We start from the raw sequence: 17,638 nt of genomic DNA, 5'->3' as shown, positions 1-17,638 counted from the left end.
TGGTTGGTTTTGGTCGACTAAGGGCCCTTGATTGACCACAATCAACCAGCGCGGGACGAGACGGGACGGGACGTGGTGGCGCGAGGGTAGGCGGTCAGGTGGCCGATGCCGGGGTTTCCTCGTCGCGCGCGTCCACCTTGTCGAGGAAGCGGTCGACCAGGGTTCCCGTGAGCAGCAGGGGCACGGAGACGCCGCCGAGCACCAGCAGGTACGGCCAGCGCAGCCCGATCACGACGAACGCGACGACGGTGACCATGCAGCCGAGCGCCGTCAGCGGCGAGACGAGCGGGGCCACCAGGAGGAAGCGCGAGGTGCGGGCCGGGCCGTCGGTGTAGCGGCGCAACACCGCGGGCGCGTAGCCCAGGTAGGCGGTGGCGGCAAGCGCAAGCGCCGCGGTGGTGCCGGTGAGGATGGCGCTGACTGCGCCGGTGCCGTGCGCCTGGAGCACCAGCATCTCGTACCAGGCGAGGGCCACCACCAGCAGGGCCGGTGCGGTCACGAGGGCCGCTCGCCGGAACTGCGCGCGGTAGCCGGCCCAGAAGTCCTTCCACAACTGATCCGAGGCGTCCCCCTCGACGAGGCGCGCAAGCAAGGCGCCGCCGGAGGTGAGGGCGGGGCCCAGCCCGGCGATCACCAACCCTGCGAGGGTGCCCAGCACCATGAAGATCTGGATGCCGATGATCTGCGCGATCCATCGCAGCCACACCATGATGCGCCCCGACCAGCCGGGAACCTCCTGGAGGTCTGCCGGCGAGCCCTCGACGGGCGCCACGCGCCTGCGCCGCTGGTCGCGGCGCTCGTCTCGATCCTGTGCAGCCATGACTGCCATCATCCCACCGGGCCTTCGGGGACCTTGGTGCCCACCACCACGGCCCCGTGAGGCGCGCGGGCGGCAAAACTCAGTGTGAGGGCACCACGCACGGTGTCCCAGGCGGGGAACACCACCGCGTCCACGGGTTCGTCGCCGCCGCGAGTGAAGCGCCCGCGGCCGTGGGGCGTGAGCCCGGCCACGGCATCGGCCGTCACCGTGAAGCGCCGCGAGGCCTGGACCTCCTGGGTGGGCTGCGAGTAGTCGATAATTTCCCACTCGCCCACCAGGCTCCGACGCGTCGGCCGGCCACGACGACTCGTCGTCGCGCTCCCGTGCGCCCGCCCAGGGCTGGATGGCGATCAAGGGCCAGCCCTGCTGGGTCCACACGAGTCGACGCACCTGAACCTCGTGCTGGCGCGGCTCGTCGGGCAGGCGAGTGTGGTGGACAAGGAGTTGGCGTCCCGGCTCGGTCAGCACGGCCGCGTGGCCGGGAGCGAGCAGGCCTGGGGCGCCCTCGAGCCGGTGGCTCGCGAGCACCGTGAGGCCGATGCCCTCGGCGTCACCCTCGAGGTCCGTCATCGAGCGGCCGGCGGCGTCAACGTAGGGGCCGTCGATGGCATCGGCCACCGCGACCCGCACGTGATAGGTGCTCACCAGGGAGTCGTAGGACACGATGAGCGCCCATCCACCGCCGGGGCGAGGGATCACATAGGGGCCCTCGATGGCGGTGTCCACCGTGGTGTTGCGCCGCGCGATGAGGGTGCCAAGGTCCGCTGCCGGAGCGCCGGGCGCGGGCGCATCGAGGGAAAAGCCCGTGACGGGGTCGATCTCCAGCACATGCAGCCCGCCAAAGAAGGAGCCGTAGACCAGGTGCTGGCGATCGCCATCGATGACCAGGCTGGGCGTCGATGGCGTTGTGACCGTCACGCGCGTGCTGGGTGGCGACCACGATGCCGCGGTCCTCCCATGGCCCGGCGGGATGCGGCGCGACGGCGAGGCCGATGGCCGACGTGCGCGAGCCGAAGGTCGACGCCGAGTAGTACATGCGCCACTCGTCAGGGGCGACGCGGACCACGTCGGGGGCCCACAGCCCGTCGGCGCCGGACCATTCGCGTGCGGGTCCGGGGACGCCGTCGAGCGCCCACCCTGCGAACTCCCACGTCACCAGGTCGTGGGAGCGGCGCACCTGCGCGCCGGCGCCGGGCAGCGGGCCGTCGGCATGCGCGTCCGTCGAGAACAGCCAGTAGGTGCCGTCGTCGTCGCGCACGGCGGTCGGGTCGTGCGCGTGGCGCGCTCCCCAGCCGGCCGTGACGCCCGAGGCGTCCGTGTGGAGGCGTGGCTCTGCCCCGGCCCCGCGCGCGGCGCGCGGGGCCTCGTCGAGGTCAGTCATGTCAGACCTTGGATCCCGTCAGGGCGACGGACTCGATGATCTGTCGCTGGAAGATGAGGAACACGATCAGGATGGGCAGCACCGAGATGACCGACGCAGTCATGATCAGCGGGTAATCCCGCTGCGTCGCGTACTGGACGTTCATGTTCGCGATGACCACCTGAAGGGTCTGCTTCTCGGGCGAGTTCAAGTAGATGATGGGCGCGAGGTAGTCGTTCCAGACCGCCATGAACCACAAGATGAACTGCGCCGCGATGGCGGGGCGGATCAGCGGGACGATGATGGTCCAGAAGATCCTCAGGTACGAGGCGCCGTCGATCTTCGCGGCCTCCACCAGTCCGTCAGGCACGTTGTGCAGGTACTGGCGCAGGAAGAAGATCATGATGACGTTGCCCAGGATCACGGGGACGATCAGGGGCAGCAGCGTGTCCACCCAGCCCAGGTTCGAGAACAGCACGAACTGGGGAATCATCAGCGTGGGGAACGGCACCATCATGCCGCTGAGCAGCGCGATGAAGATGGCGTTCTTTCCCGGCAGGCGCAGGCTTGGCGAGCGCGAAGGCCGCGAGCGCAGAGAAGACGGTGCCGATGATCGTGACGGTTCCCGCCACGATAAGCGAGTTCTTGATGCCGGACAGGACGTAGGTGTCGTCGAAGACGCGCACGTAGTTGTCCCACACGAACGGGTCGGGGATCCACTGCGGGGGAAGCGAGTAGACGGCTTCCTTGGTCTTCAGCGACGTCGACAGCATCCATAGCAGCGGGGCCGCCATGAACACGGCGCCGAGCGACAGGATGCCGAACAGGGTCCAGTTGACGGCCTTGTTCTCCTCGGTGCCCGAGCGGCCCGCGAACGGGTTGCGCGAGATCTTGGGGGCGCGCTTCTCGGTCTCGTTGGCCTGAGCGGCCGTGACGGCCGCAGCGGCGGTGTTGGTAGTGAGGCTCATGGGTATCTCCGCCTTACTCGATCGAGAAGTCGTTGCGCTTGTTCATGCGGAACTGGATCACCGTGACGATGAGGACCAGGATTCCGAGCACGAGCGCCATCGAGGTCGCGTAGCCCATCTGGAGGTTCTTGAACGCCTTGTTCCAGATGTACCAAACGAGGGACGCGGTGGACCACGAGGGGCCGCCGGTGGGGGTCATGATGTTGATCTCGGTGAAGATCATGGAGCCGCCGATGATGTTGGTCACCACCAGGAAGAACGTCACCGGGCGCACCATGGGAAGGGTGATGGTGCGGAAGCGGCGCCAGCCGCCAGCGCCGTCGAGTGCGGCCGCCTCGTACAGCGAGCGGGGCACGGCCTGAACGGCGGCCAAGTACAGGATCGTGGAGTAGCCCAGGCCCTTCCAGATCGCCATGATGATGAGCGCGGGCTTGGCCCAGGCCGGGTCCATCAGCCAGTTGGGGCCCTCGATGCCGAAGATCGACAGGAACTGGTTGACGAGGCCGAAGTCACCGTTGTACGCCCACTGCCACAGGATCGCGATCGCCGCGAGGGACGAGATCACCGGGATGTAGTAGACGGTGCGGAAGAAGGTGCGACCGGGAATCCGGCGGCTCAGCGCCAACGCCAGTCCCAGCGACAGCGCGAGCCCGATCGGGATGCCGATCATGTAGAAGACGGTGTTGCCCAGCGCCTTCCAGAAATACGGATCCTGGACCAGCATCACGTAGTTGTCGAACCCGATGAACGTCATGTTCCCCAGGCCGTTCCAGTTGGTCAGCGACGCGTACACGGAGAACGCGAGCGGGAACAACAGGAACGCGAGCCAACCAATGACGGGGGCTGCCATGAAGGCGCCCGCCCAGATGTACTCCTTGCGATGGAGCCTTGCGATTGGCCTTGCGGGAAGCCTTGGCGTCCTCCTTGGTCCACGTCGTCTGCGACGTGGGTGGTGCCGTGATGCTCATCCTCGATCCTTCCTCGAGGGCGGTCCGGGGGCCGGCGCTCAGGCGCCGGCCCCCATTCCGTCCGTCTGTCAGCCTGCGGCCTTGGCCTGGTCAGCGGAGACCCAGGACTGGTCGAGCAGAGACTGCATCTCGGGCTGCTTGGCTGCGAGGTAGTCGGCCGCGGTCTGCGAGCCGTTGTCGACCACGTTCTCGATGCCGATCCAGAAGTTGTCGTACCACTCCGGGGTGTAGGTCCAGGTGCCCGGCAGCGGGCGGCCCTTCTCCTCAGCGATCTCGAGGAACACCTTGGTGTTCTCGGGCCACCCGGCCGCGGCGGCGTCGGTCTCGATCCACTCGCCAAGGGCGTAGTCCTTGAGGGTCGGGATCTGGATCATGCCTGCCGCGAGGGTCTTCTGGGCCTCGAGGTCGGTAGACAGGTAGGTCGCGAGCCTGGGCCGCGAGCCTCCTTGTTGGCGGAGTTCTCCGACACCGCGATGCCGAGCGAACCGATCCAGGTGGACCAGTCGTCACCCTCCTCGGCCACGGGGTAGGGGATCACGTCGTAGTCGAAGGTCTCGGGGTCCTCTTCGGCGAGCGCCGAGTAGGTCGCGATGTCCCACGGGGCGACGGGGAAGAAGCCGATCTCGCCGGCCATCCACCGCTGGTAGGTGTCGAGGGTCTGCGCCTGCTCCGCGGAGGGGGTCACGCCCTCGACGAGGCCAAGGTCGGCGAACCACTGCAGCGCCTCGGCGAAGGCCGGGTCGTCCACGGTGACCGTCTTCTGGTCCTCGGAGATCCAGTCGGCGCCGTTGCCCCAGATGAAGGCCTGCGAGTTCCAGGTCACGTTCAGGCCGGTGCCCCACGTGTCGAGTTCGCCGTCGCCGTCGCTGTCCTGGGTGAGTGCCTTGGCGAGCCTCGAGGAACTCGTCGAAGGTCAGCGGCTCATCGGCCGAGGGGTACTCAAGGTCGTACTTGTCGAACAGCGCCTTGTTGTAGCCGAAGCCGAAGGGACCCACGTCCTTGGGCAGTGCGTAGAACGGGTCGCCGTCCTGGCCGCGAGCGCCCGACTCCTTGTCGAAGCGGTACGCGTCGACACCGAAGTCCCACAGGTTGTCGACCACGGCCTGGTCCACGTACTCGGTGAGGTCGGCGATGACGTTGGCGTAGACGTAGCCCTGGATGCGGCCGGGCTCGACGTAGAACACGTCCGGAACCTTGTTGCCCGCGATGGCTGCCTGAAGGCTTGGTGGCGTACTGGTCGGCGTCGGTGATGATCATCGTCACCTCAGCGCCGGTCTCCTCCTCGAACGCCGCGATCGCGGTCTCGTAGGCCGCCTTGTCCGCGTCCGAGCCGCGGTACATGAACGTGAGGCTCGTTGGGGGAGTCGCCGCCCGAGGTATCGGGGTCCTCGCTCGCGTTACCGCCGGAGCCGTCCGACGAGCACGCGGCGAGCAGCAAAGCGCCCGCCACGGTCACGGCCGCCGCCGTGAGTCCCTTCCTTCGCATGATGCCTGCCTCTCTCTGATCATCGTTGATGAGTGAGGTCCCGCCCGCCGGTCCTCCGGGTCGTCAATTCTACGAATCCGCTACCCGTCGCACCGCCCGGTCCTCCTTGACCCCAGGCTCGGATCCGGCACCGCGCCGGCTCCTTTACAACGATGGAACTTTGACACAGCGCCGCCCTCAGGGTCAAGCCGGGCTTGGTCACGATTCGGACAAGGGCCGCCGCTTACGTGGTTTACCAGGGAGGATAGTGCCATGACTGGCCGCGAGTCCGCTCCGGAAGCCGTCGCGACGCGCACCCGTAGCCTGTCGCATCGACCCTCAGAACCCCGCTAACCTTGACGAAAGCGGTGACCGATTGGCACCATTTTGCTTACAACGATGTAGACACTGAACGCAGACGAGGATGCTCAACGATGCGCGCGACCACACCACCCATGGGGTGGAATAGGCTGGGACTGCTACGGCACCACGGTCACCGAGGATGAGGTGCTCGCGAACGCGCGCCACCTCGCCCACCACCTCCTCCCCCACGGCTGGGACACCGTCGTGGTGGATATCGCCTGGTACGACCCCACCGCCAAGGCTCACGGGTACAACGCGGACGCCCCGCATGAGGCTCGACGCCTACGGCCGCCAACAGCCCGCCACGAACCGCTTCCCCTCGGCTGCTGGCGGCACAGGCTTTGCTCCGCTCGCGGCGCAGGTGCACGCACTCGGCTTGAAGTTCGGCCTCCACCTCATGCGCGGCATTCCGCGCCTCGCGGTGGAACGAGACCTCCCCATCGAGGGCACCTCGTGGACCGCCCGCGACGCCGCCGACACCACCGACACCTGCGCGTGGAACCCCGACAACTACGGCCTCGACTTCACTCACCCCGCCGCGCAGGCGTACATGGACGGACAGATCGCCCTGTTTGCCTCCTGGGGCCTCGACTTCATCAAGGTCGACGACATGCTCGCGCCGTATCACGACGACGCGATCGAGGCCCTCGCCATCGCCATCGCACGCTCGGGCCGCGAGATTGTCGTCTCCCTGTCGCCCGGCACGCATCTGTCGACGCAGCACGTGCCGCACCTCGGCGAGCACGCCCAGATGTGGCGCATCTCGGACGACCTGTGGGACCGCTGGGAGGACATCCACGCTCAGTTCGCGCGCCTCGCCCGCTGGGCACCGTTCCAGCGGCCGGGAGCCTGGGCCGATGCCGACATGATTCCCCTGGGACGCATCGGCCTGCGCGCGGAGCGCGGCGAGCCGCGCGATAGCCGCCTCACGCTCGACGAGCAGCGCACGTTGCTCACCCTGTGGTCGATGGCCCGCTCGCCGCTGATGCTCGGCGGCGACCTTCCCACCTCCCGCAAGGACACTCTCGCGCTGATCGCCAACCCCGCGATCCCCGAGGTCATCCAGGGCTCCACGGACGGGCGCGAGGTGATCCGCGAGCCGCTCGACGGCGGCGAACTCATCGGCTGGAGCGCGCGAGCCGCGGACTCCGGGCGTCGCTACGCGGCACTGTTCTGGACCGGCGAGAGCGACCACGCCGCCAGGGTGCCGCTGGCGAGCCTTACCGGGCTGCCGCATCGGCCACACGCCGTGACCAGCCTGTGGCCTGACGCGACGGTGAGCGTCGACGGCACCGACCTGGTGGCCACCGTTGCCGCGCACGGCGTGGTGTGGGTCGCGCTGGACGAGGTGGCGGCATGAGTACCGAGACCGATGTGAAGGCGGCCGATGCAGGGCCCCGCCGCGCAGGCGCGGCTGGGTCATCGGCGGCGTGGGGGTGGTGGGCCTGGCGCTTGTCGCAGCGGGCCTCCTGGTGTGGGCGCCATGGGGAGCGGGCGAACCCGCCGCGACGCGGCTCGACATCGCAGGGGAGATCGCGACTCACGACCCCGCGCTCGTGGTGGGCGACGAGGGCGAGGACTGGTACGTCTACTCGACGGGCGACGTGCGCGTGGGTCTCGGTGCGCCTCAGATTCGTCGCTCTGCCGATGGCGGCGAGACCTGGGAGATGGTCGGCACCGCCTGGGACGCCCAGACCCGTCCCGAGTGGGTCTACGAGGCGGTTCCAGGGGTCGAGAACTTCTGGGCGCCGGAACTCTATGAACACGATGGCACCTGGTACCTGTACTACGCGGCATCCACCTTTGGCTCCAATCGCTCCGTCATCGGACTGATGACCTCGCCCACGCTCGACATGGACGCGGCGGACTACGGGTGGACAGACCAGGGCCAGGTGTGGGCGTCCGACCCCGCCACCTCGACCTACAACGCCATCGACCCCGGCATCGTCGAGGACGCCGACGGCACGCCCTGGATGGCGTTCGGCTCATTTTGGGGCGGCATCCAGATGATCGAACTCGAGTGGCCGTCGGGGCTCGCCGCGGACGGCACGGAACCCACGCTGCTGGCCAGCCGCAACACCCCCACCAACGCCATCGAGGCGCCCTACGTCGTGGAACGCGACGGCTGGTACTACCTGTTCGTGTCCCGCGACAAGTGCTGCTCCGGCGTCGACTCGACCTACTCCGTGGCGGTGGGCCGCTCGCAGTCCGTGACCGGCCCGTACCTCGACTCGTGGGGCAACGACATGCGCTACAACGGCGGCGACGAACTCCTCTCGACCCGCGGCGACATGATCGGCCCCGGCGGCCAGTCCGTCTCGCACGGCTACCTCGCCACGCACTTCTATGACGGAGCCAACGGCGGCGCCTTCCGCCTCGACATTCGTGAGCCTGGGCTGGACGGACGACGGCTGGCCCGTCGCCTGGACCCAGGACGAGGCTCAGCGACTAGTCCCGACCACAGCAGGCCATACGCAAAGGAGCATCATGACCATCATTACCCTGCATCCCGATTTCCGTGTCGGTCCTGTGGACCGGCGGGTGTTTGGGTCGTTCGTTGAGCACCTGGGTAGGTGTGTGTATACGGGCGTGTACGAGCCAGGGCATGCCACGGCGGACGAGCACGGCTTCCGTGGCGATGTCGCGGAGTTGACGAAGGAGCTCGGGGTCACGCTGGTGCGCTACCCGGGCGGCAACTTCGTCTCCAACTACGTGTGGGAAGACGGCGTGGGTCCCGTGGAGGACCGCAAGCCGTTCCTTGATTTGGCGTGGCGCACCGTGGAGCCCAACGTGGTGGGCACTGACGAGTTCTTGCAGTACTGCGAGCGTGAGGGACTCGAGCCGATGATGGCCGTGAACCTTGGTACGCGTGGTGTGGCCGAGGCGGTCGCGCTGTTGGAGTATTGCAACGGTGAGGCAGGCACCAAGTGGGCGGATATGCGTATCGCCAACGGCCGCGAGGAACCCTACGGCGTGAAATTGTGGTGCCTGGGTAACGAGATGGATGGGCCGTGGCAGATTGGCCACAAGGACGCCCACGAGTACGGCAAGGCTCGCGGCCGAGGCCGGCAAGGCGATGAAGGCGACCGACCCCAGCATTGAACTGGTGGCCTGTGGCTCCTCGTCGATGCAGATGGACACGTTCGGGTTGTGGGAACGCACCGTGTTGTCGTACACGTACGACATCGTCGATCACATCTCGATGCACGCCTACTACGAGGAACTGGATGGCGACCGTGCCTCGTTCCTGGGTTCGGGAACGGCGATGGAGCGTTTCGTGGAGCGTGTGGTCGCCTCGGCCGACGCGATCGGAGCCCAGAAGCGCTCGGACAAGCGCATCACCATCTCGTTCGATGAGTGGAACGTCTGGTATCAGCAGAGCCGCTTCGGGGGTGAACAGAACCTGCCTATTCAGCGTGACGCTCCACGCATCATCGAGGACCGCTACTCGGGCCTCGATGCCGTCGTGGTCGGTGACCTCATCGTGACCCTGCTGCGCCATGCGGACCGCGTCGCGATTGGCTGCCTGGCACAACTGGTGAACGTGATCGCACCCATCATGACCGACCCCGAGGGTGCTGCCTGGCGTCAGACCACGTTCCACCCCTTCGCTACGGCCGCCCGCCTGGCCACCGGTGAAGCGTTGCAGGTCAAGGTCGACACCGACACGATCGCTACCGCGAAGCACGGCGACGTTCCCGCCATCACCGCTGCCGCGACCGTTGATCCTGACACGGGCGCGCTCGCGCTGTTCGTCACCAACCGCTCCGACCAGGAGCGCACGGTCACGCTGCGCCACCCCGGAGTGACGGCACGCATCGACGGCGGCACCGCGGTACTTGCCGATCACGAAGGAGCCCGCGAGACTCAGGAACACGCGGAGGCCTACGCCCCCGTGGACGCCCTGCCGGTCGAACAGGGTGAGGGAACCATCACGCTCCGCCTCGCACCGGAGTCGTGGACAGCGTTCCACGGAGCAATGGAGCTCTGAACCTCTCCTCCAGGGGCTCCATCGCCACCGTGGGCGGCACAAGGACGCGGGGATCAGCCGACGGGCAGGTCCCCGCGTTCGCGTCTGCGCGGCGCGCTACTCGCCGTCCGTCTCGCCTTCGGGGAGGCCGACGGCTCGGGGCTCGCGGTGGCCAACGGGTTGTCCGGGAGCGTCTTGGGTGCAGGGCGCGCGTTCACCAGGTTGGCGGGCAGGCATTCGGCCTGGGCCGTGAGCACCAGGTCCATGTCGAGCTCCGGCGCGAGGGCGTCGCGGAGCCTTCGGGTTCTCCGCGTACTGGGTGCCGAGGACAAGGTCCACCGTGGTGCCCTCGCGATTGTCGAGCACCAGATCAACCTTCTGCTCGGAGGTCGCGTCGAACTGGGTGGCGAGCGTGTACGCCTGCTGCACGCCTTCGGCGCCGAACAGGATCTGCACGTAGTCGCCGTAGCCGCGCGCCCAGTTGGTGGACCCGGTCACCAAGAAGCCGCGCGATCCGAGCCTGGTTGGCCGCGGTGCTCGCGAGGCCAGAGGTGTCGGTGCCATTGTTGACGCGCACCACCACCTGGTCGTATTCGAGCGGCATAGCGTCGGCGGGCGGGCACACCAGGGTGACGTCGGATTCGAATTCACCGGCGGGCGTCGTAAACGCCGCGCTGAAGGGGCCATCGGCGTCGCCGCGGAACACGGCGGCGGACGCCACGGCGATCGCGGCGAGGATGATGGCGATCACGCCGAAGACGATGATCTGACGCTCGCGGCGCCGTCGTCGCGTCACACTCACGCAGTCACCTCGCACGGGGGTCACGGACTTCTCTGGCGGAGGATAGGGGATTCGAACCCCTGAGGGCTTGCACCCAACACGCTTTCCAAGCGTGCGCCATAGGCCACTAGGCGAATCCTCCAGGCGCGTAGATGCTACCTGAGCGCGGCCCGAACTCCTAACCGCCGCACGGCCACGGCCTCGCCAGGCGCGGGGACGGCAGCCGGCGACCCCTGCATCGGCCGGGTGCGGCTACACTGGACGGCGACCCCTCACGTGGCGATATCTCGCCCAACTCCCCCAGGGCAGGAATGCAGCAAGGGTAAGCGGGCTCTTTCGGGTGCGTGGGGGTCCTTTCATGCCCGGGTGCGTGCCGCATCGGCCCCCGGAGCCCTCCGCAGCGGCCCCCGGAACCCCCACGCCGCCACCCAGATCTCTTACGCGTGCGCGGGCGCGCGACCCCCTCCGAGGCCACGATAACCGTTCTCATACCTGGGCATATGGCCCTAGACGAGCGAGGACCTTCATCCCCGGCAAACGCCGCGAACCGAACGTAAAGTGAAGGTAATGCAGACGCCCCCCGACGACTGCAAGGCTCTACAGAAGGGAACCATCATGGCCGACACTTTCCGCGCAGCAGTAGTGCGTACTTTCGGCGAACCGCTTGATGTCTCCGAGGTCGAGTTGCCCACCCCTGGACCGTTCGAGGCGCTCGTCAAGGTGCTGTACTCGGGCGTGTGCCACACCGATCTCCACGCGGCTGAGGGCGACTGGCCCGTCAAGCCCAACCCGCCTTTCATCCCCGGCCACGAGGGCGTCGGCACCGTCGTCGCCGTCGGCGACTCCGTGAAGCGCGTCAAGGTCGGCGACACCGTCGGCAACGCCTGGCTCTGGAACGCCTGTGGCGAGTGCGAGTTCTGCGAGGCCGGCTGGGAAACCCTGTGCCTGGCCCAGGAGAACGGCGGCTACTCCGTCGACGGCTCCTTCGGTCAGTACATGCTGGTCGACTCCCGCTACTGCCCCGTGCTGCCCGAGGGCGTTGACCTCGCGGCCGCCGCCCCCATCCTGTGCGCAGGCGTGACCGTCTACAAGGGCCTCAAGCAGACCGAAACCAAGCCCGGCGACTGGGTCCTCATCTCCGGCATCGGCGGCCTGGGCCACATCGCCGTCCAGTACGCGGTCGCCATGGGTCGCCGCGTGGTCGCGGTGGACGTGGACGACTCCAGGCTCGCGCTGGCCACCAAGCACGGCGCCGAGGTCACCATCAATGCCGCCACCGAGACCGATGCGCTCGCAGCCATCCAGGCCGCGACCGGCGGAGGCGTGCAGGGTGCGCTCGTGACCGCCGTCAACGGCAAGGCGTTCCCGCAGGCTGTGGGCTCGCTGCGTCGCGGCGGCACCGTGTCGCTCGTGGGCCTGCCCCCGGAGCAGTTCCCGCTCGACATCTTCTCGGTGGTGCTGAACGGCTGGACCGTGCGTGGTTCGATCGTCGGCACGCGTCGTGACATGGAGGAGGCCATCGACTTCTTCGCGCGCGGCAAGATCACTCCGACCTACGCCGTCGAGCCGCTCGACAACATCAACGACATCTTCGCTCGCATGCACGCGGGCAAGATCGACGGCCGCATCGTGATGGACCTCGGCCACACCGCCTGACACCGTCCCACGGCACACGCATCGGCCCTCCTCGGCACCCGCTGAGGAGGGCCGATGCACGTGTCGGCGGTGGCGGTTAGGCTCACTCCCGTGAGCCAAGCCTTGTACCGCCGCTACCGCCCCGACTCGTTTGCCGATGTCGTGGGTCAGGAGCATGTGACGACGCCGCTCATGCAGGCCCTGCGTGCCGACAAGGTCAACCACGCGTACCTGTTCTCCGGACCGCGCGGCTGCGGCAAGACCACGTCCGCCCGCATTCTCGCCCGCTGCCTCAACTGCGCCGAGGGGCCCACCGACACCCCGTGCGGCGTGTGCGAATCGTGCGTGGAGCCTCGCCCGTGGCGGCTCCGGGTCCGTCGACGTCGTGGAGATCGACGCGGCCTCGCACAACGGTGTGGACGATGCCCGCGAGCCTACGCGAGCGCGCCGCCTTTGCCCCCGCGCGCGACCGGTACAAGATCTTCATCCTCGACGAGGCGCACATGGTGACGCCGCAGGGCTTCAACGCGCTGCTGAAGCTCGTCGAGGAGCCGCCGCCCCACATTCGCTTCATCTTCGCCACGACCGAGCCTGACAAGGTCATCGGCACCATCCGTTCGCGCACCCACCACTATCCGTTCCGGCTGGTGCCCCCGCCCGTGCTGGGCGACTACCTGGGCCACCTGTGTGAGGCCGAGTCCGTGCAAGTCGAGTCGGGCGTGCTGCCTCTTGTGGTGCGCGCAGGTGGCGGTTCCGTCCGTGACTCGCTGTCCGTCCTCGACCAGGCTCATCGCCGGGTCCGATGCGGGCGGCGTGACGTATGACCGCGCCATCGCGCTCCTGGGCTTCACCGATGCGACCCTGCTGGATGACGCCGTGGACGCCATCGCCGCCTCGGACGGCGCTTCCCTGTTCGACGTCGTGGGCCGTGTCATCCAGACGGGCCACGAGCCGCGACGCTTCGTCGAGGACCTCCTTGAGCGTGTGCGCGACCTTCTCGTCATCGCCGCCTCGGGAGGCGCGGGCGCCAAGGCGCTCGGCGAGGTGCCGCAGGACCAGTTGGAGCGCATGACCGATCAGGCTCGACGCATGACGCTGCCGCGCGCTTCGCGTGCCGGCGACCTCATCAACGACGCCCTGACGTCCATGGTGGGCGCCACGTCGCCGCGCCTCCACCTCGAACTGCTGTGCGCCCGGCTGCTTGCTGCGGAGGTCCCTGTCGTGGCCGCTGCACCACAGGCCGGTGCTGGTGCGGCTGGCGGTGCTGGAGGCGGCTCCGGCGGCAACGCGCCGAGCGCCGGTTCGGTCGGCGTGGGCAGCCCCTCCACGGCCGCCGTGGGCGGAGCCTCAGTCCGGATCCGGTGCGTCCGATGCCCGCGGAGCGATCGAGGCAGCACGCGCCGCACTGGCCGCCTCGCGCGGCGGTGCCCCGGCCGCGGGCGGGCCCGCACCTTCCGCTCCCTCCGCGTCCCGCCCGTCCTCGTCTGCGCCTGCTCCGGCCTCCGCCGCGCCCTCTACTTCCGCGTCCGCGCCTTCGCAGGGAGGTCCCGCGCCGTGGGAGGAGCCCGAGGAGATCGAGCCGCCGCTTCCCGAGGCCCATCCCGAGCCTCAGGTCCGCCCCGAGCCCGAGCAGCCCCAGGCACCCGCGGCCCCAGCCGCGCCCGCACCCGAGCGCGCGCCTGCGCCTGAGCGAGTGCCTGCCCCCGAGCCGGAACCGGAGCCGGACTGGGGTCCCCCCACCCAGGCGACACCCGTGGTGCAGCAGCCCTCGGCAACCGCAACGACACCCTCCACCGCGCCCGCAGCCGCGCCCGCCGAGGCACCGGCCGGTAGCCAAGCGGGGGAGCCGCGGATGCGGAACTCCTCCGCCGTCGCTGGCCCGAGGTGCTCGGCACGTTGGAACGGCGTCGCGTGACGTGGTCCATGGTGAGCCAGAGCGCGCAGGTGGCGTCCGTCGAGGGCGGCGTCCTCACCCTTGCCTTCGACAACTCGGCACTCGCGGGACGCTTCACAGGTTCCTCGCATGCCGAGAACGTCGCTCTCGCCGTGCGCGAGACGCTGGGTCTCCAGGTACGGGTGGAGGCGACGGTGGGCACCGCGCCGGCATCGGCCGTCCGCGGCGCCACGCCCGCCGCGGCGGCATCGGCCACGGTGTCCGCCCCCTACGACGACGCTCCCCCGCCGCCCGAGTACGACGACGAGGTCATCTCCGACGATGACGAGCGCGCACCCGACGCCCAGTTGAGCGGCGCCGACGTGGTCGCGAAGATGCTTGGCGGCACCATCATCGACAACTAGCGTCCTCGCACGGGGTGCCGTCGCGCGCCCGGTGCGGCGATGTGGGTGCGCCCGCCTACGCTTAGCCCCATGTATGACGGCGCGGTGCAGGATCTGATCGACGAGCCTGGGACACCTTCCCGGCGTGGGCCCCAAGAGCGCCCAGCGCATCGCCTTCCACCTGTTGGCAGCAGACCCCACGGACGTGCGCCGCCTCGCGGACGCGATCACCACCGTGAAGGAGAAGGTCCGCTTCTGCGATACGTGCGGCAACGTCGCCGAGTCCGCCCAGTGCCGCATCTGCGCGGACCCGCGCAGGCTCGAGGACGTGCTGTGCGTCGTGGAAGAGCCCAAGGACGTGGTGGTGATTGAGCGCACCCGCGAGTATCGGGGCAGGTATCACGTGCTGGGCGGCGCCATCGACCCCATGAACGGCGTGGGGCCCGATGACCTGCGCATCCGCGAGCTCCTCACGCGGCTCGGCGACGGGAAGATCGAAGAGGTCATCATCGCGACCGACCCCAACATCGAGGGCGAGGCCACCGCGACCTACCTCACCCGCATGCTCGCGCCCATGGGCGTGACCGTGTCGCGGCTGGCATCCGGCCTGCCCGTGGGAGGCGACCTGGAATACGCCGATGAGGTCACGCTCGGCCGCGCCTTCGAGGGACGCCGCAAGGTCTCCTAAGGCCCCACACGCAGCATCGGCCCCCTGTCCGCCGTGGGTCCAGCTGCCGTGAGGCGGCGGACGGCGAGCAGGAGGCCGATGCCGGCGTTACGCCACGCGCGTGCCGGTGCGCAGGCTTCTTGTAGGGCACGCGGAGGCGGCGGACCACGATGGTCATGGAGCCAACGAACAACACCGCGAGGAGGGCAAGCGCGGGCCAGGGGGCGCGCGGAAGGTTCGCGAACTCCTGCTCACGCTCGGCAGCCGCGGCCTCCTCGGCGGCCCACTGCGCCTCCATCTCCTCGTCGGTCATCTCTTCCTGGGCCGTGGTACCGAAGGTCTCGGCACACTCGTCGTACACCCATTGCGTGGCCTCACCCTCCTGGGGTCCGAGGCGTGCGCTCGAGATCTGCTGGTGCAGCAGGGCGAAGGTTCCGGGTGCGGCGCGGCCGTCCTTCTCCCACGTCTCGGGATCGACGATAGGGGCCGTCTCAATGACCATGACGGCGGGGTTGAGCAGCAGAATCCACGCGATCTTGTCGGTGTGCGTCACCGAGTAGCCCCACTCGGCGTCGACGCAGGGGTAGTCGGCGGGGTCGAGAGCGGAGTAGTCGCCGGTCTCCCAGGCGTCCTCGAGGGCCGACTGGGCGTCGGCGCTCAGGTTCTCGTAGTCGATGTAGCGGTCCCGCACCCCCGTGTCCTCGGTGACCAAAACACCGCCGATGGCGAAGGCCACCAGGGTGCCGATGAGGAAGAAGCCGGTGGTGAGGTGCGCCAGCGACACGGACCCCACGGCGCGTGCCGCAAGCGAGGACCAGGCGAGGCCCACCGCGGTGAACGCCAGCACCACGAAGAGGATGGCCGCGACGGTGGCGAGTACCTCCACGAGAGTCCAGCCCGAGGACAGGTACGTGTAGATCAGGAACGGCGAGAGCGCCACGAGCGCGATGACCGAGACCAGCCACGACGCGATGACCTTGCCAAACGCAATGTCCCCTGCGGTGAGGTGAGACATCTGGAGTGGCGCGAGGACACCCTCGCCGGAGTCGCCGTTGATCGAGGTGGCGGAGAGGGACGGGGCGATCAGCATGCCCACGCCCAACACCATGATGAGCACGAGTTCGAAGTTGGACGATGACCTGTCCGCCTCCGTGAAGACTGCCGCGAGGACGCAGATGGTCGCCACGAACGCGAACAAGAGCCCGTAGAAGATGTAGCCCTTGGTGGTGGGGCGTCGGCGGCGCAGTTCGATGGAGGTGACGAGCCCGACGCCGTGGAACGTGGGGGCCCACGGGTTACCGCGGCGCGCGGGCGGGTGGTGGGCCGCGCCGGTGGTGACGCGTCCCTCAGTGGTGTCGGTGCTCATCGTCGCTCCTCGTTCATCGCCATGTACGTCTGCTCGAGGGCCGAACCCACGGGGCCGAACCGGTGCACGCGCACGCCCTTGCTCACGAGCCAGGCGAGTGCCTCGGCCGCGTTGGTGTCCCCGTCGATGCGGACCACCACGCCCGTGGGGGTCTCCTCGACGGGCACGGAGGATCCGCGCAGAGTGCTGATGAGGAGGTCGCGGTCCAGCGCGTCGATGCGGTACTTGGTCTTGGCCTCGGCCACCATGGCGCTGGCCTCGTCGCCGAGCGTGCGGCCCTTCGACATGAAGATCGCGTCGTCGACCATCTCGTCGAGCCTCGGCGAGGACGTGACTGGAGATGAGGACGGCACGGCCCTCGGCCGCGAGTTCGCGCACCAGGTCGCGCAGTTCGATGCGCGAGCGAGGGTCGAGCCCGTTGGCGGGCTCGTCGAGCAGCAGCACCTCCGGGTCGTGCATGAGCGCGCGAGCGAGCGAGAGACGCTGCTTCTGGCCGCGCGACAGCACTCGGGCCGGCCGCTGCGCGAACTCCTCGAGGTGGACCCTGGCGAGCAGCGCCTCACCCCGGGCGCGGGACTCGGCCTTGGGGATGCGGTACGCCTGGCCGATCAGGGTCAGCGTCTGCAGGCAGGTGAGGTTGTCCCACGAGCCCAGCCTGGTCGGGCATCCAGCCGATGGAGCCGCGCACGGCGGCCGCATCGGTGCGCGGGTCGTTGCCTCCCACGGAGATGGTTCCCTCGTTGGGGCGCAGGAGACCCGCAAGCATCAGCATGAGTGTGGTCTTGCCACAGCCGTTGGGGCCGATGAGCGCGGTCACGCTGCCCGCCTGCACGGTCAGGGTCGCGTTATCGACGGCGCGCACATCGCCGAAGGCTCCGCGCCACCCCCTGCGCAACGATGGCGGCCCGCGGCGGTGCCTCGGGCTCAATGGTGGTCGTCATGTCACTCCCTCGTGTGGGCGGGGAGGACGTGAGCGCCCCCGGCACCCCCACCCTGGC

Annotated in this window: 16 protein-coding genes, 1 tRNA gene, 1 other RNA gene and 6 pseudogenes; 9 read left to right on the top strand and 15 right to left on the bottom strand. The window is 68.8% G+C overall.

Translation table 11 applies throughout. The features are described from left to right. Positions 1-94: 94 nt before the first annotated feature. The 8 genes and pseudogenes from QQK48_RS09740 to QQK48_RS09705 all read right to left on the bottom strand — a co-directional run bounded on the left by QQK48_RS09740 (position 95) and on the right by QQK48_RS09705 (position 5,602). The gene (locus QQK48_RS09740) at positions 95-1,465 is read right to left on the bottom strand and encodes a DUF624 domain-containing protein (RefSeq protein ID WP_284328330.1); all 1,371 of its coding nucleotides are present in this window, start codon (positions 1,463-1,465) and stop codon (positions 95-97) included. Further along, positions 1,407-2,201 (bottom strand): family 43 glycosylhydrolase, encoded by a 795-nt coding sequence (locus QQK48_RS09735; protein ID WP_284328329.1) that lies wholly within the window; start codon positions 2,199-2,201, stop codon positions 1,407-1,409. The genes QQK48_RS09740 and QQK48_RS09735 overlap by 59 nt, the downstream gene beginning before the upstream one ends. 1 nt (position 2,202) lies before the next feature. After that, on the bottom strand, positions 2,203-2,673 hold the full coding sequence (locus QQK48_RS09730) for a carbohydrate ABC transporter permease (RefSeq protein WP_284328328.1): 471 nt from the start codon (positions 2,671-2,673) through the stop codon (positions 2,203-2,205). 488 nt (positions 2,674-3,161) lie between these two features. Beyond that, positions 3,162-3,998 (bottom strand): carbohydrate ABC transporter permease, encoded by an 837-nt coding sequence (locus QQK48_RS09725; RefSeq protein WP_284328327.1) that lies wholly within the window; start codon positions 3,996-3,998, stop codon positions 3,162-3,164. Between the two features lie 186 nt (positions 3,999-4,184). Further along, positions 4,185-4,490 (bottom strand): hypothetical protein, encoded by a 306-nt coding sequence (locus tag QQK48_RS09720; protein WP_284328326.1) that lies wholly within the window; start codon positions 4,488-4,490, stop codon positions 4,185-4,187. Beyond that, positions 4,487-4,939, bottom strand: a complete 453-nt coding sequence (locus tag QQK48_RS09715) for a type 2 periplasmic-binding domain-containing protein (protein WP_284328325.1) — start codon at positions 4,937-4,939, stop codon at positions 4,487-4,489. The genes QQK48_RS09720 and QQK48_RS09715 overlap by 4 nt, the downstream gene beginning before the upstream one ends. A 100-nt stretch (positions 4,940-5,039) precedes the next feature. Continuing rightward, a pseudogene (locus QQK48_RS09710) lies at positions 5,040-5,300 on the bottom strand (extracellular solute-binding protein); the annotation flags it as partial. A gap of 80 nt (positions 5,301-5,380) precedes the next feature. Further along, a complete protein-coding gene (locus QQK48_RS09705) occupies positions 5,381-5,602 on the bottom strand; it encodes a hypothetical protein (protein ID WP_284328324.1) in 222 nt (73 codons plus the stop codon). A 610-nt stretch (positions 5,603-6,212) separates the two neighbouring features. On the opposite strand from QQK48_RS09705, the gene QQK48_RS09700 reads away from it, so the two are divergent. The 3 genes and pseudogenes from QQK48_RS09700 (at position 6,213) to arfA (ending at position 9,935) form a co-directional block, all read left to right on the top strand. Then, positions 6,213-7,304 (top strand): alpha-galactosidase, encoded by a 1,092-nt coding sequence (locus QQK48_RS09700; RefSeq protein WP_348523573.1) that lies wholly within the window; start codon positions 6,213-6,215, stop codon positions 7,302-7,304. Next, positions 7,255-8,505: an arabinan endo-1,5-alpha-L-arabinosidase gene (locus tag QQK48_RS09695; protein WP_284328323.1), complete on the top strand. Its 1,251-nt coding sequence runs from the start codon at positions 7,255-7,257 to the stop codon at positions 8,503-8,505. Before QQK48_RS09700 ends, QQK48_RS09695 begins: the two co-directional genes overlap by 50 nt. Further along, positions 8,432-9,935: pseudogene (arfA, locus tag QQK48_RS09690) on the top strand (arabinosylfuranosidase ArfA). The gene QQK48_RS09695 and the pseudogene arfA overlap by 74 nt, the downstream one beginning before the upstream one ends. Positions 9,936-10,031: 96 nt before the next feature. On the opposite strand, the gene QQK48_RS09685 reads toward arfA, so the two are convergent. Further along, entirely contained in the window at positions 10,032-10,280 is a 249-nt protein-coding gene (locus tag QQK48_RS09685) for a hypothetical protein (protein WP_284328322.1), read from the bottom strand. A 6-nt stretch (positions 10,281-10,286) separates the two neighbouring features. Continuing rightward, positions 10,287-10,478, bottom strand: a pseudogene (locus QQK48_RS21700) (hypothetical protein); the annotation flags it as partial. A gap of 2 nt (positions 10,479-10,480) precedes the next feature. Between QQK48_RS21700 and QQK48_RS21695 the strand changes: the two are divergent. Continuing rightward, a complete protein-coding gene (locus tag QQK48_RS21695; RefSeq protein WP_431308327.1) occupies positions 10,481-10,684 on the top strand; it encodes a hypothetical protein in 204 nt (67 codons plus the stop codon). A gap of 65 nt (positions 10,685-10,749) precedes the next feature. Here QQK48_RS21695 and QQK48_RS09675 read toward each other — a convergent pair. Then, positions 10,750-10,837, bottom strand: a tRNA-Ser gene (locus QQK48_RS09675). 121 nt (positions 10,838-10,958) lie between these two features. Between QQK48_RS09675 and ffs the strand changes: the two genes are divergently transcribed. From ffs to recR, 5 genes and pseudogenes are all read left to right on the top strand, one after another. Continuing rightward, positions 10,959-11,054: signal recognition particle sRNA small type (gene ffs, locus QQK48_RS09670), an RNA gene on the top strand. Between the two features lie 256 nt (positions 11,055-11,310). Further along, positions 11,311-12,351: an alcohol dehydrogenase AdhP gene (adhP, locus tag QQK48_RS09665; protein WP_284329362.1), complete on the top strand. Its 1,041-nt coding sequence runs from the start codon at positions 11,311-11,313 to the stop codon at positions 12,349-12,351. A 171-nt stretch (positions 12,352-12,522) separates the two neighbouring features. Then, positions 12,523-13,533, top strand: a pseudogene (locus tag QQK48_RS09660) (DNA polymerase III subunit gamma and tau); the annotation flags it as partial. Between the two features lie 720 nt (positions 13,534-14,253). Continuing rightward, complete coding sequence (locus QQK48_RS09655) at positions 14,254-14,628, top strand: hypothetical protein (protein ID WP_284328320.1); 375 nt, start codon at positions 14,254-14,256, stop codon at positions 14,626-14,628. A gap of 69 nt (positions 14,629-14,697) precedes the next feature. Beyond that, a pseudogene (recR, locus tag QQK48_RS09650) lies at positions 14,698-15,295 on the top strand (recombination mediator RecR). Here the strand turns inward: recR and QQK48_RS09645 are convergent. The 4 genes and pseudogenes from QQK48_RS09645 to QQK48_RS19795 all read right to left on the bottom strand — a co-directional run bounded on the left by QQK48_RS09645 (position 15,252) and on the right by QQK48_RS19795 (position 17,568). Continuing rightward, entirely contained in the window at positions 15,252-16,640 is a 1,389-nt protein-coding gene (locus QQK48_RS09645; protein WP_284328319.1) for an ABC transporter permease, read from the bottom strand. The pseudogene recR and the gene QQK48_RS09645 overlap by 44 nt on opposite strands. Continuing rightward, positions 16,637-16,948, bottom strand: a complete 312-nt coding sequence (locus QQK48_RS19805; RefSeq protein WP_348523821.1) for a hypothetical protein — start codon at positions 16,946-16,948, stop codon at positions 16,637-16,639. The genes QQK48_RS09645 and QQK48_RS19805 overlap by 4 nt, the downstream gene beginning before the upstream one ends. Before the next feature lie 82 nt (positions 16,949-17,030). Further along, positions 17,031-17,231: pseudogene (locus QQK48_RS19800) on the bottom strand (ATP-binding cassette domain-containing protein); the annotation flags it as partial. Then, positions 17,200-17,568, bottom strand: a complete 369-nt coding sequence (locus tag QQK48_RS19795; protein WP_348523572.1) for an ATP-binding cassette domain-containing protein — start codon at positions 17,566-17,568, stop codon at positions 17,200-17,202. The gene QQK48_RS19795 and the pseudogene QQK48_RS19800, both read right to left, overlap by 32 nt. Positions 17,569-17,638: the final 70 nt, after the last annotated feature.

The sequence above is a fragment of the Demequina litorisediminis genome, assembly GCF_030161615.1.
In the GTDB taxonomy this organism is placed as follows: Bacteria; Actinomycetota; Actinomycetes; order Actinomycetales; family Demequinaceae; genus Demequina; species Demequina litorisediminis.
This window is presented reverse-complemented; position numbering and strand designations above follow the sequence as displayed.